Here is a 13,227-nt window from a genome sequence, read left to right on the forward strand (position 1 = left end):
CAAAACTGTCGCAAATCTTCAGTTCGCGGATGTTCGCAGTTGATAAAGTCAATCATCATAAAAATTTCGGGGACTGGCTTCTCATGACCCATTTTTCTGCGTTATCGCTTCTGAAAAATGCGCTGACCGGGCATAAAAACTGGGAACCGCAATGGCCCGATAGCCAGCCCAAGGCGGAATACGATGTGATCATCGTTGGTGCCGGCGGGCATGGCCTGGGGGCGGCCTATTATCTGGCCAAGGAACACGGCATTACCAATGTTGCCGTGATCGACAAGGGCTGGCTGGGCGGCGGTAATACCGGGCGGAATACCACCATCATCCGGTCCAATTACCTGTATGATGAAAGCGCGCGTTTATACGACCATGCCGTGGATTTGTGGGGCGGTCTTAGCCAGGAGCTGAACTACAACGTCATGTATTCCAATCGTGGCGTTTTGATGCTGGCGCATAATGTGCATGATGTTCAAAGTTTCAAACGCCACATCCATGCCAACCGCTTGAACGGGGTGGACAATACCTGGTTAACCCCACAGGAGGCCAAGGAATATTGTCCGCCGCTGGATATTTCGGCATCCGCCCGTTTCCCGGTGATGGGGGCTGCCCTGCAACGCCGGGCCGGGACGGCCCGCCATGATGCGGTGGCCTGGGGCTATGCCCGTGGGGCATCGATGCGCGGGGTGGATATTATTCAAAACTGCCCGGTCACGGCCATTCGCCGTGGCCCGGATGGCCGGGTGACGGGTGTTGAAACCGCGCGCGGTTTTATTGGCGCAAAAAAGGTCGCGGTTTCGGCCGCCGGTCATACCTCGGTCGTGATGGACAGCGCCGGGGTGCGCATGCCGCTGGAAAGCTATCCGTTGCAGGCCCTGGTATCCGAGCCGGTCAAACCGATTTTCCCCTGTGTTGTCATGTCCAACACGGTTCACGCCTATATCAGCCAGTCGGACAAGGGCGAGTTGGTAATTGGCTCTGGCACGGACCAGTATACCAGCTATTCGCAACGAGGCGGTTTGCCGCTGATTGAGCATACGGTGGCGGCGATTTGCGAAATTTTCCCGATTTTCAACCGCATGCGCATGTTGCGCAAATGGGGCGGGATTGTTGATGTGACGCCGGACCGTTCGGCCATTCTGGGTAAAACCCCGGTGCCGGGCCTGTATGTGAATTGCGGCTGGGGTACGGGCGGTTTCAAGGCAACGCCGGGTGCGGCCCATATGCTGGCCTGGACGGTGGCAAAGGACGAACCCCATGCCATCAATGCGCCTTTCACCCTTGAGCGTTTCGCCACCGGCCGTCTGATCGACGAAGCCGCAGCTGCCGCCGTTGCCCATTAAGGAGAGCGCAGATGTTGCTGATCCACTGCCCCTATTGCCAGCAGACCCTGCCGGAGCTTGAATTTACCTATGCCGGGCAGGCGCATGTTGCGCGGCCCGATGTGGCCAACAAACAGATAAGCGATGAAGAATGGCGCGATTTCCTGTTTATCCGCAGCAATGTCAAAGGGCCGCATTATGAACGCTGGCGTCATGTACATGGCTGCGGGCTGTTTTTCAATGCGGTGCGTGACACCGTAAGCGACCGTTTCCTGATTACCTATAAAGTTGGCGAAACCCGCCCTGAATTATCCGATCTGCTGGAGAAATCGGAATGAGCAGCTTTCGCGTTCCCGGACGAGGCCGGATTGACCACCAAAGCCCGGTTGAATTCAGTTTCGACGGTAAAAGAATTACCGGTGTTAAGGGCGATACCGTTGCATCGGCCCTGCTGGCGAATGGCATTCATTTGATGGGCCGGTCGTTTAAATATCACCGTCCGCGGGGTCCGGTTTCTGCCGGGTCGGAAGAACCCAATGCCCTGATGGGCACGCGGCGTGGCCCCGGCCGGTTCGAGCCCAATACCCGTGCGACCGTGCAGGAAATCTGGCACGGGCTGGAAGCCACCAGCCAGAACCGATATCCCAGCCTTGAATTCGATGTTGGGGCGGTCAATGACCGGGCCTATATGCTGTTTTCGGCCGGGTTTTATTACAAAACCTTTATGTGGCCGAAATCCTTCTGGGACAAGGTCTATGAACCTTTCATCCGGGCGGCGGCGGGGCTTGGCGTTTCGCCGACCGAAAATGACCCGGATCACTACGCATCGCGCTATCTGCATACCGATGTGCTGGTGATCGGGGCCGGGCCTGCCGGTTTGGCATCCGCCCTGGCATCGGCGCGGGCCGGGTTGCGGGTAACACTGGTGGATGAAAACACCGAGGCAGGGGGAACGCTGCTAAGCGAACCGCAGGCGGTGCTTGATGGAACCCCGGCCTGGGACTGGGTTGAAAAGGCAGTGGCAGAGCTGACATCGCTGGGCGCACGGGTGATGACCCGGACAACGGCGATTGGCTATTATCACCAGAATATGGTCGCCCTGTGTGAAAAGCTGACGGATCATTTACCGGCACCAGCCGCCAATATGCCGCGCGAACGCCTGTGGCGTGTGCGGGCAGGACAGGTCATTCTGGCACAGGGTGCGCTGGAAAAACCGCTGGTTTTTGATGGCAATGACCGCCCCGGTGTGATGCTGGCCGGGTCCGCCCAAACATACCTGAACCGCTATGGCGTGCGGGTGGGCGATACGGCCGTTATCGTGACCAGCCATGACAGTGCCTGGTATGCCGCCTTTGACCTGGCCGATGCGGGAACGAAAATTCAGGCGATTGTCGATACCCGCGCCAACCCGGATGCCGCCCTGCTGGAAGGGGCGAAATCGCGCTCCATTCGTGTTCTCGCCGGTTATACGGCAACCCGTACCGAAGGCCGCTTGCGGGTCAAATCGGTGCGTGTGAACCCGGTTTCCAATGGCAAGGTCGGTGCGCCCGAAACACTGGCATGTGACTGTTTGCTGATGTCGGGGGGCTGGACGCCGTCGCTGCATCTGTTTTCCCATACCAAAGGGTCGCTGGCCTGGGATGACGAAAAACAGACCTTCCTGCCGGATCGCAAAACCGAAGATTGTGAAATTGCCGGGGCAGGGCGCGGGTTGTGGGGCATTGGTGCCGCCATGAATGATGGTGCGGAAATGGGCGCACTTGTCGCCCGTCATTTGGGCCGGGATGCGGTTGCCGCAACTTATGATGTGGCATCGGATCGCCCAGGTACCGGGGTAAGCCACAAGGAATTGCCGACCGACCTTAATCCGGGCAAGGCCCGCGCCTTTGTCGATTATCAGAACGATGTGACGGCCAAGGATTTGCGCCTGGCGGTTCGAGAAGGCATGCACTCGATCGAGCATGTCAAACGCTATACCACCAACGGTATGGCGACCGACCAAGGCAAAATGTCCAATATCAACGGGTTGAACATTGCCGCCGATGCCCTTGGCAAACCGCAACCCAAGGTTGGTTTGACGACCTTCCGCCCGCCTTATACCCCCACAACTTTCGGGGCGTTTGTCGGCTATCATAAGGGGGATCATTTTGATGTAACCCGCAAAACACCGATTGATAGCTGGGCGGAGGAAAATGGCGCGGTGTTTGAGCCTGTCAGCATGTGGAGACGGGCGTGGTATTTCCCCAAGGATGGCGAGGATATGGATGCCGCCGTTTCGCGGGAGTGCCGGGCAACACGGGCCAGCCTTGGCATGTTTGATGCCTCCACGCTGGGCAAGATCGAAGTTGTCGGGCCGGATGCAGTGGAATTTATGAACCGCATGTATACCAACCCCTGGACCAAACTGGCACCGGGCCGCACCCGATATGGTCTGTTGCTGGGGGATGACGGTTTTATTCGCGATGACGGCGTTATTGGCCGCCTGAGCGAGGATCGCTTCCATGTCACCACCACAACGGGCGGGGCTGCCCGTGTGCTGAACATGATGGAAGATTACTTGCAAACCGAATGGCCGGACCTTGATGTTTGGCTGACCTCGACGACGGAGCAATGGGCGACCATCGCCCTGAACGGGCCAAATGCCCGAAAATTGCTGGAACCGCTGGTGGAGGGGCTTGATATTTCCGCTGACGCCTTCCCGCATATGTCGATTGCCGAATGCAAGGTCGCTGGCTTACCCGCACGTCTGTTTCGCGTCAGCTTTACCGGCGAGTTGGGATTTGAAGTGAACGTGCCGGCGGCGCATGGGCGTGAATTGTGGGAGATCCTGTGGGAAGCAGGCCAGCAATACGATATTTGCCCCTATGGCACCGAAACCATGCACGTTTTGCGCGCCGAAAAGGGGTATATCATTGTTGGCCAGGATACGGACGGCACGGTAACACCCTATGATGCCGGTATTTCCTGGGCGATTGGCAAATCAAAACCCGATTTTGTCGGCAAACGCGGGCTGGAACGCCCTGACCTGGTGGCAAAAGGGCGCAAACAGCTTGTCGGCCTTTTGAGCCGTGATGGAAAAACCAAACTGGAAGAAGGCGCGCAAATTGTGCTGGATCCCAATCAGCCCATTCCGATGAAAATGGTCGGTCATGTGACGTCTTCCTATCACAGTGATGCTGCGGGCCGCCCGATTGCCTTTGCCCTGGTTGAAGGCGGGCATGACAAGTTGGGCGATACCATTTACATCCCCATGCCCGAAGGCGTGATCGCGGCGGAAGTCACCGGGACCGTGTTTTACGACCCCGAAGGCGCACGGCTGAAACTTTAACGCGGAGACGACAGGATGACAGTATTGACACATGCCTTCACGCCGGGTCCGCTTGTAACAGGCAAGGCCGTTTCGGTTGGTTTGATGGGCCCGATGGGCCGGTTTTCGCTACGTTTGCGTCAGGCAGGGCTGGCGGCCATGTCGGTGGCGATTGGGTTGGAAATGCCAACGCGCATTGGTGCGCGTGCGCAAAATGCAAGTCGCGAAATCATTTGTCTTGGCCCGGATGAATGGTGTTTGCAGGCAAGAGCGGTCGAAGCCACAGATATTATGGATGCTTGTGCCACGATTTATGCGACCACACCTCATAGTTTAACCGATATTTCCGCCCGTGAAATAACGGTTTTGATCGAGGGACCAGCGGCGAGCGACCTTCTGACAATCGGTTGCCCGCGCGACCTGGATAAAATTGCGCCGGGAGAGGGATGCCGAACTGTTTTTGAAGGTATTTCAATTGTGTTGTGGCGGGACGGCGAACATCGTTTTCGGCTGGATGTGTGGCGGTCTTTTGCCCCGCACTTAATCGGTTTACTGGAAATAGGGGCGCAGGAATTTAACCCGTGAAAGAGCAAATGGGGCGGACCGAACAGGCCGCCCCGTTTGTTTGTATATTGTTGCTGTGGCTAACTGCGTGGTTTTGTGTTTTCCGCGTCATAAAGCGGTTTGTAGCCAATACCAGCGACTTCAACCGGATAGATTTCGTCAAAATACGAAATATTGAGTTTGCGGCCTTCCTGGCAATAGGCGTGTGGCAGATAAGCCAGCGCAATGTTTTTGCCAATGCTGGGGCCATAGGCAATGGATGTGGTATAGGATCGGCGGCCCAACTCGTCGATCAGGGTTTCACCTGTTTCCGGGTCCATGACCGGAAGCGAGCCCAACGGGTAACGAGCAACGCCCTGATTATCGACATTATCGGTCATAATAAGGGTGCACAGCATGGCCGGCTGATGGTCGCGTTCGCGATATTCGGCATGCTTGGCCTTGCCACGGAAATCCGCTTCCTTGACCTTGGGACGGGCCAGATTGGCTTCATAAAGGTTGTATTGCGTGATCAGATCGGCGTTTTGCAAACGCAGCGATTTTTCCAGGCGGCGCGAATTGGCATAGGTTTCAACGCCAACCGCAATAACACCGGTTGAACGCAGCGCATCCCAGACATCCAGTCCGTCTTCATAACGCATATGAAGTTCCCAGCCTTGTTCCCCAACATAGGAAATGCGAAATGCGGTAACGGTTTTACCGGCAATTTTGATTTGGCGAATGGCGGCAAACGGGAAGTTTTCCAGGCTCAGCGCATCGGGGTTGTCGACCACATTTTGCAGGTTTTCACGTGCATTCGGGCCCCAGATGCCGACAGTCGTGTATTTTTCGGTGACATCGGTGATGGTCACGTCAAAGCCCTTATCCTCGGCAACGCGGCGCATATAGATCAAATCGCGCGGGCCGGCATCGGCCCCGTTAACCAGGCGGCAGCGGTCTTCCATGCGGAACACGGTAAAGTCGGCCCGGACATTGCCTTCATCATCGAGCATATGGGTATAAATACCCTTGCCGATATTGTTATCCCCACCAACCTTGGCAACACACAGCCATTCCATCAGGGCGACGTGATCGGGGCCTTCAATGTCGGTCATGTGGAAATGCGACAGGTTGATGATGCCGCAATCCGCACTCATTTCCAGCTGTTCGGCGTTGGATACGCGCCAGAAATGGCGGGTGTCCCATTCGTTTTCACGCACGGGAACCTGATCGGCGTATTTTTCCAGCAGATGTTCGTTGGCGGCGTAACCATGCGCACGTTCCCAGCCGCCCAGTTCCATGAAATAGCCACCCAGTTCGACTTCGCGTTCGTAAAACGGCGAACGGCGAATACCGCGTGCATTGGCAAAGGGTTCGCGCGGGTGGATCGGTGGATTGTAAATTTTTTTTGCGGTTTCCCAGCACCGGTCATAAATATATTGTTCACTCAGCTGGAAATCGTTGAAACGGCTGTAGTCAATGGCGTGATGATCAATATGGGTGCGGTCATGTGTCATCCAGTCTGCCAGCAGTTTACCCATACCCGGCCCGTCCTTGATCCAGATGCCGACCGCATACCACAAACCGCGCAGTTTGCGGCTTTCCCCTATAGATGGACCGCCATCAATCGATGTCTGCAACAGGCCATTAAAGGAATGGCTTTCGTTAAAGCCCAGTTCAGTCAGGATCGGGGTCAGTTCCATTGCCCGTTCCAGCGGCTCGATCACGTCCTCAAGCTCCAGATCGCGCTGGGAGGGCGAAAGACGCGCCTGGTGTTTTTCAAGTAGTTCGCGCGGATGCACCAGGCGGGGATTTTCCTCGTAATAATAACCCCATTCGATCTGGCCGCCTTCGGTGCTTTTGGGGTCGCCGGTATCGCGCATATAGGCCGAATTGCCCTGATCCCGCAAAAGCGGCATGCCGATTTCAACACCCGTACCTTCAAATGCGTTATACGGTCCGAAAAAGGTTAGCGGATGGTCCACCGGCATAACCGGCAGGTCTTCACCGGCCAGTTCGGCAATCAGACGGCCCCAAAGCCCTGCACAAACAACCACATAATCGGCCATGATGGTGCCGCGTTCGGTACGTACACCGGTGATGCGGCCATTCTCGCTGGTTAGTTCCAGCGCCGATGTATTGCCAAATGCCTGCAGCTTGCCTGTGGCAATCGCCTGATCGACCAGTTTGCCCGCCACGGTTTGCGACCGCGGGGTGACAAGGCCTGCATCGGGGTCCCACATCGCACCCTGGATCATGTCTTCTTCAAGCAGCGGGAATTTTTCCTTGGCTTCGGCGGCATTGATGATTTTGACATTGGTGCCAAAGGCCTTGCCGGAATCAACCCGGCGTTTGAGTTCCGCCATGCGTTCATCATCGCCAACGCGGGCCACTTCCAGGCCGCCGATGCGGGCATAATGCCCCATCTTTTCATAGAAATTCATCGAATACATGGTCGTCCAGCAGGACAGCAGGTCATGGCTGGTGGCAAAGCAGAAATCCGAGGCATGTGCCGTCGAGCCAATGTCGGTCGGGATGCCGGATTTGTCGATGCCGACAATATCGTCCCAGCCATTTTCAATCATATGATGCACCACCGAGGCGCCTACGATGCCGCCGAGGCCAACGATGACAACTTTTGCCTTCTCTGGAAATGCGGCCATGTTTTCGGGTCCTTTTGATTGTGCTTGTGATCCGTTTTTCGATCTTTTCCGGCGAATTAACAGGTGAAAACGACGGTGCGTGTATTGTTAAGCATGACACGACCTTCGAGGTGATATTTGATCCCGCGGGCCAGAACACGCGCCTCGATATCCCGGCCGGTTGCGACAAAATCCTCGGCCGACATGGCGTGGCTGACCCGTTCGGTTTCCTGTTCAATGATCGGCCCCTCATCAAGGTCCGGTGTCACATAATGGGCGGTTGCCCCAATCAGTTTCACACCGCGTTCATGCGCCTGGTGATAGGGCTTTGCCCCCTTGAAGGATGGCAGGAACGAATGGTGGATATTGATGATCATGCCAAAGAATTTATTGGAAAATTCGTTGGTCAGAACCTGCATGTAGCGGGCAAGAACCACCAGTTCGGCATTTGTTTCCGTTATCAGGTCGGAAAGGGCAGCTTCCTGTTCAACCTTGTTTTCCCTGTTAACCGGCATGTAATGGAAGGGAATGCCTTCCTGTTCGGCGATTTTACGGGCCGTTTCATGGTTGGATACGATGGCGGCCACGTCCGCTTCCAGCCAGCCCACCTTGATTTGATACAGAAGATGAAGCATCGCATGGTCAAATTTTGAAACCATGATGATGATTCTTGGCCGACGCGACAGGTCCTGGACCTTTAGCTTCATGTTAAAGCGGTCAACTGCCGGGCTTAACATCAGTTCGACCTGGGATTTATCCAGATCGGCAGGGGTGCTGACGGCAATGCGCAGAAAAAACTGGTTCGTCGGGCGATCCAGAAACTGGTTGGATTCAATGATATTGGCATTGCGCGATGCCAGGGCCGACGTTACTGCCGCCACAATACCAGGCCGGTCGTCACAGGCGATGCGCAGAATGTATGAAGTGTCGCTCACTGGATCTGTTCCGTTCCATTTCAAATGTCTGATGGACGTGTCTGGGCGTTTTCTCCGGTCGAAAGCTGTCATCGGCAAAACCCGTAACCAAAATGCCGGGATATCGCGGGGCAATCCTGCCGGCATCTTCAGGTAAAGAGGGCGCGCGAATGCTGTGAAATAATCTGGCGTTTTTTTGCGCCAGAAAATAGAATGTTTGCGTCAATCCGGGATTATCGCTACGACAATTATAGAAACCTTTTAAAGATCGGGGAGATATGGGCGCGCATAGTGACTTGCCGGTCAAGGATGTCAGGTCTTCTGATGGTCGGCTGATCAAGCCGAAAACGGAAGCGCCGCGCCTGTCGGTTGGCTTTATTCTGGCAAACCGTTTTACCCTGTGTGCCTTTGCCAACTTTGTTGATGTTCTGCGCCTTGCCGCAGATGAAGGGGACCGGAGCCGCCCCATATTATGTAAATGGACCGTTCTTTCCGATACAATGGACCCGGTGACGTCAAGTAGCGGTATTACCGTGCAGCCCAAAGAACGCCTGGGAAGGCCGGAACGGTTTCATTATATCGTTGTCGTGGGCGGACTGATGGACGAAACACCGCATCTTAACCCGGTTTATCATCGCTTTTTGCATGAAGCTGCAGAAGCGGGGGTTCCCCTGGTTGGCATTTGTACCGGTGCGTTTTTGCTGCATCAGGCCGGTTTGCTCGATGGGTATCGATGCTGTGTCAGTTGGTTTCACCATTCTGATTTTATGGAGCAGTTCGAGGGGCTTGACCCTGTTGCAGATCAGATCTTTGTGGTTGATCGTGACAGATTGACCTGTTCGGGCGGTGCAAGTTCGGCGCATTTGGCGGCTTATTTGGTCGACAAGCATGTCGGGCGGGCCCAAGCCAACAAAAGCCTGCATATCATGATTATTGACGATGCTTTGCAGGCGGAAAATCCGCAGCCGGGAATTCCACTCGATTTAAAAACCCGTGACCCTATCGTGCAGCGTGCGCTTTTGATTATGCAGCAGCATATCGATACACCTTTATCGGTGCAGGAAATTGCCCGGCGCATGGGCAATAGCAAACGGCAGATTGAACGCCATTTCCGCTTGAGTCTGGATACCTCTCCGCAGGTTGCATTTTTGAATATTCGTCTGGATCTGGCCCGGCATTTGATTGAACGCAGTCAAAAATCGGTGGCGCAGGTGGCTGTAGATTGCGGGTTTTGTGATTCCTCGCATTTAAGCCGTATGTTTCGCCGTCGCTACGGTTGTACGCCTCAAGCCTTGCGCCGCCCGACGGTGGTTGAAGAGGCCGAATTAACGTGATTTCGTCGATAGGGTCAGATTTCGACTTCAATATCAGAAAGAGGGGTTGAACAGCAGATCAGGATCTTGCCCTGGTCAATTTCGCGCTGTCGAATGCCACCACCGTGTTGCATATCAACCTGACCGGAAATCAGTTTCGATTTACAGGTTCCGCAGATGCCGCGTTGACAGGAAGATACGGGTAAAAGTCCTGCCTCGCGCGCTGCGGACAGAACCGTCATTCCCGGGCCGCATTCCACAACATGGCCGGTTTTGGGGAAACTCACACGGAAAGTCTGGTCGCTGATTTCAGGGGCGACAGAGGCGTATTCTTCAAGATCACCTGCGGTTTCGGCTCCAAAATCAAAACTTTCTTCGTAATATTTTTCCATATTGAAGCCCGCCTGCTGCAGCATGTTCCGCACCCCTTCCATAAACAGGGCCGGGCCGCAGCAGAATATTTTGCGTTCCAGAAAGTCCGGCGACATCAGGGACAACATCTGGAGACTGAGGCGCCCCGTGTAACCACTCCAGCTATGATTGGCAGAGGCGGTTTCACAGGTAAAGGCGAGTTTAAGCGACGGGTTTTGTGTGGCAAGCAGGGCAAGTTCGTCGCGGAAAATAATATCGGCAGGCGAACGGGCCGCATGAACAAAATGCAGATCGGAGGGTTCCGATAGATCACAGGCTGTTCGTGTCATCGACATCATGGGGGTGATGCCGCTGCCTGCCGACAGGAACAGGAGTTTGTCCTCGCCTGTTGCGTCAGCGGTAAATTCGCCGCCCGGGCCTGATACATTTACCTCTTTGCCGGGTACCATGTAATCATGCAGCCAGTTGGACCCGGGGCCGCCGGGGACGCGCTTGACGGTGATTTCAACACGATAGGGTCGGGCGGCGGAGGCGGAAATGGTATAGCAGCGCGTGACCATGCCTTCGACTGGTAGGTCAAATGTCATATATTGACCGGGATAGAACCGAAAGGCGCGGGGTTCCCGGCCAGAAAAGACAAATGTCTTTACATCGTGGGTTTCCTGACGCACCTGACGACATACCAGCACGTCATCCTGTTCAGGGTCCCACAAGGGTACGCGGGTTACCTCGGTCAGTTTCTCGTCAGCCATTTGGGCATTGTCCCTTTTTTCCGCTATCAGGCGGTGTGGCCCGCTTACTCGGCAGCCAGTTCAGCTTTGGTTTCGGCAAAATGGTTTTGCAACCGCTTGATGTACCAGTCACAGAATGCCTCGACATGCGGTTCGGTGAATGTGGAATAGGGACCAGGCTCATAGGCCGGCTGCTCACTGCCAAGCTGGGCAAGGCGCACAAGCATTGCATCCTGAAGGTTGGTCATCGTCCAAACCTGAGTCAGGTTATCCAGGGTGTAATCCTGGTTTTCGATGGCATCCTTGTGAACCAGCCAGGTTGTGCGCACCAATGTCCGGTTTGGTGCGAGGGGCAGGACAGAGAATGTCACGATGTGATCGCTCATGAAGTGATGCCAGGAATTGGGATGCGTCCAGAAGCTCAGCCCGCCCAATTTGGCATCGGTAAAGGAGCCCAGCAGTTTTTTTGACGCAACCTTGGTGTCAAGGGTATGTGATTCCCCCTCCCAGCTGAGCGGAAGGCGCATGGTGCGAAAACCCGTCACATTGGCAAGGTGGTCTTCCTCTGCCGATGGCAGGCCGCAGCTTTCCCAGCGTTGATGATCGCGCGCGACGGATTCAAGGTATTTTTTGACGTCGCCGGAACGGCGCTCGTCAAGTTCATCAGGCGAGAAGCCAAACCCGAATTCAGAAAGCGGAACGGTCAATTGTGGGTGATTGCCCTCGCAATGGTAACATTCCCGGTTATTTTCCATCGTCAGTTTCCAGTTGCCTTCCTCTATCAGTTCGGAGGAATGGGCAACCTTGCAATGGGCGATGTCATGCGGCGCAATATAGGGTTCCATCGTGCGCGCAAGGTCTTCGATATCTTCAGGGGCGTCTTTTGCCAGGCAGATGAAAATAAGTCCGGCGATTGAGCGGACATGCACCGTTTTCAGGCCATGACAGCTTTTATCGAACCCTGACCCCATATGTTCTGCCAGGATCAGCTCGCCATCCTCGTTATAGCTCCAGCCGTGATAACGACAGACGATATTGCCGATGGTGGTCGCACGTTCGTCAATCAACCGGGCACCACGATGGCGGCAGACATTGTGAAAGGCGCGCAGTTCCATATCGTCGCCACGCAAGATCAGGATCGAAGCATTACCAATTTCAACGGTGACGCAGTCGCCGGGCTCGGGTAGCTCGGGGTCAACTGCGACGAAAATCCAGTGTTTGCCAAAAATAACGTCGATATCCAGATCAAGAATCTCGGCAGCATTATAAAACGGCGCTTCCAGGCTTTTGTTCTTCTGGCGGCGATTGACGAGAGATTGAATTTCAGATGTGGAACGCATGTGCACCTACCCTGGCTGTTCGGGGGCCTTATCCAATATGTCCTGAGGGCTCAGTATCGGTAATGTGATGCCGATTTGTCTGAACGCGATTGGGGCACGGCGGTGATATACCTGCATAAAGCTGTGGCGGAGGTCCCGTTTTGGCTTTGCATGGCGCTATCGTTAGCTGTTGGCTGGCATCCTTGCCCGATGCCAGGAAGGCAGATCTCTTTGATATATAGTGGATGCGTTTTCAAACCTGATACAACTGAAAAAGTCGGGCGGGAAACGCCCCAGCCTTTGTCGCGCTGATCAAAGAGCACGCCTGTATTCGAGGCAAATTTCAAAAACAGCTCATAAACCCTGCTTGCCAGGTTGACTGTATTACGGGTTGTCAGTTGCACCCAAAGTCTCCCTCTGTATTGCGGCAGGTTTCCTGCTCTTGCTTCGCTACGGATTTTAACAGCGAATAGAAAATCTATGGCGGATTGAACTGTGTTTGGCAGAAATCTTAAGTCAAAAGGCCAGTAGAAATGCGACGCTTGTATTGAAAAGTCGAAAAACGGCGCTTCATAATGGCTCTAGCCGTAATTTGGAACTCGTATAATGCGGAAATATTACTTCGAAATCCGGACCAAAATGAAATTTCTGTGTTGTTATGGCGAAATATTGCGCAATCTTGACGGGTATCCTGGTGTCGTGAAGTGTGTTGTTTTACCCTCCGTGAGGGCTAGTTAGGGGGCGCAGTTCGGGAGTTCGACGGTTCTTTG

Annotated in this window: 10 protein-coding genes; 5 read left to right on the top strand and 5 right to left on the bottom strand. The window is 54.8% G+C overall.

Translation table 11 applies throughout. The features are described from left to right. Positions 1–83 precede the first annotated feature (83 nt). From LF95_RS19260 to LF95_RS19275, 4 genes are read left to right on the top strand one after another with little or no spacing between them, the layout of a single operon-like run. The gene (locus LF95_RS19260; RefSeq protein ID WP_073956951.1) at positions 84–1,337 is read left to right on the top strand and encodes a sarcosine oxidase subunit beta family protein; all 1,254 of its coding nucleotides are present in this window, start codon (positions 84–86) and stop codon (positions 1,335–1,337) included. Between the two features lie 11 nt (positions 1,338–1,348). Next, a complete protein-coding gene (locus LF95_RS19265; RefSeq protein WP_073956823.1) occupies positions 1,349–1,654 on the top strand; it encodes a sarcosine oxidase subunit delta in 306 nt (101 codons plus the stop codon). Beyond that, complete coding sequence (locus LF95_RS19270) at positions 1,651–4,644, top strand: sarcosine oxidase subunit alpha (protein WP_073956824.1); 2,994 nt, start codon at positions 1,651–1,653, stop codon at positions 4,642–4,644. The genes LF95_RS19265 and LF95_RS19270 overlap by 4 nt, the downstream gene beginning before the upstream one ends. Positions 4,645–4,659: 15 nt before the next feature. Beyond that, positions 4,660–5,208 carry a sarcosine oxidase subunit gamma gene (locus tag LF95_RS19275; protein WP_073956825.1) on the top strand — a complete coding sequence of 183 codons (549 nt, stop codon included), beginning with the start codon at positions 4,660–4,662 and terminating at the stop codon, positions 5,206–5,208. Positions 5,209–5,267: 59 nt separating this feature from the next. Here the strand turns inward: LF95_RS19275 and LF95_RS19280 are convergent, their stop codons facing one another. Together LF95_RS19280 and purU are read right to left on the bottom strand one after the other, a co-directional pair. Continuing rightward, entirely contained in the window at positions 5,268–7,829 is a 2,562-nt protein-coding gene (locus LF95_RS19280) for a GcvT family protein (protein ID WP_073956826.1), read from the bottom strand. 56 nt (positions 7,830–7,885) lie between these two features. Continuing rightward, positions 7,886–8,743 (bottom strand): formyltetrahydrofolate deformylase, encoded by an 858-nt coding sequence (purU, locus tag LF95_RS19285; RefSeq protein ID WP_073956827.1) that lies wholly within the window; start codon positions 8,741–8,743, stop codon positions 7,886–7,888. A gap of 257 nt (positions 8,744–9,000) precedes the next feature. Here purU and LF95_RS19290 point away from each other — a divergent pair, with 257 nt between their 5' ends. Further along, positions 9,001–10,056, top strand: a complete 1,056-nt coding sequence (locus LF95_RS19290; protein WP_083607825.1) for a GlxA family transcriptional regulator — start codon at positions 9,001–9,003, stop codon at positions 10,054–10,056. Positions 10,057–10,070: 14 nt separating this feature from the next. Here LF95_RS19290 and LF95_RS19295 read toward each other — a convergent pair whose 3' ends face one another. The 3 genes from LF95_RS19295 to LF95_RS22865 are packed head-to-tail and all read right to left on the bottom strand — an operon-like array spanning position 10,071 to position 12,861. Continuing rightward, positions 10,071–11,159, bottom strand: coding sequence for an FAD-binding oxidoreductase (locus LF95_RS19295; RefSeq protein WP_073956828.1), 1,089 nt, complete (start codon positions 11,157–11,159; stop codon positions 10,071–10,073). Between the two features lie 44 nt (positions 11,160–11,203). Then, positions 11,204–12,478 (bottom strand): aromatic ring-hydroxylating oxygenase subunit alpha, encoded by a 1,275-nt coding sequence (locus LF95_RS19300; RefSeq protein WP_073956829.1) that lies wholly within the window; start codon positions 12,476–12,478, stop codon positions 11,204–11,206. Between the two features lie 50 nt (positions 12,479–12,528). Beyond that, positions 12,529–12,861: a hypothetical protein gene (locus LF95_RS22865; RefSeq protein ID WP_143182112.1), complete on the bottom strand. Its 333-nt coding sequence runs from the start codon at positions 12,859–12,861 to the stop codon at positions 12,529–12,531. Positions 12,862–13,227: the final 366 nt, after the last annotated feature.

Origin of the sequence: Thalassospira sp. TSL5-1, from assembly GCF_001907695.1 — a bacterium.
Classification (GTDB): domain Bacteria; phylum Pseudomonadota; class Alphaproteobacteria; order Rhodospirillales; family Thalassospiraceae; genus Thalassospira.

Coding starts and splice junctions, on each gene's coding strand:
- LF95_RS19275 (WP_073956825.1), top strand. CDS start 4,660: ATGACAGTATTGACACATGCCTTCACGCCGGGTCCGCTTGTAACAGGC.
- LF95_RS19260 (WP_073956951.1), top strand. CDS start 84: ATGACCCATTTTTCTGCGTTATCGCTTCTGAAAAATGCGCTGACCGGG.
- LF95_RS19300 (WP_073956829.1), bottom strand. CDS start 12,478: ATGCGTTCCACATCTGAAATTCAATCTCTCGTCAATCGCCGCCAGAAG.
- LF95_RS19295 (WP_073956828.1), bottom strand. CDS start 11,159: ATGGCTGACGAGAAACTGACCGAGGTAACCCGCGTACCCTTGTGGGAC.
- LF95_RS19290 (WP_083607825.1), top strand. CDS start 9,001: ATGGGCGCGCATAGTGACTTGCCGGTCAAGGATGTCAGGTCTTCTGAT.
- LF95_RS19270 (WP_073956824.1), top strand. CDS start 1,651: ATGAGCAGCTTTCGCGTTCCCGGACGAGGCCGGATTGACCACCAAAGC.
- LF95_RS19280 (WP_073956826.1), bottom strand. CDS start 7,829: ATGGCCGCATTTCCAGAGAAGGCAAAAGTTGTCATCGTTGGCCTCGGC.
- LF95_RS19265 (WP_073956823.1), top strand. CDS start 1,349: ATGTTGCTGATCCACTGCCCCTATTGCCAGCAGACCCTGCCGGAGCTT.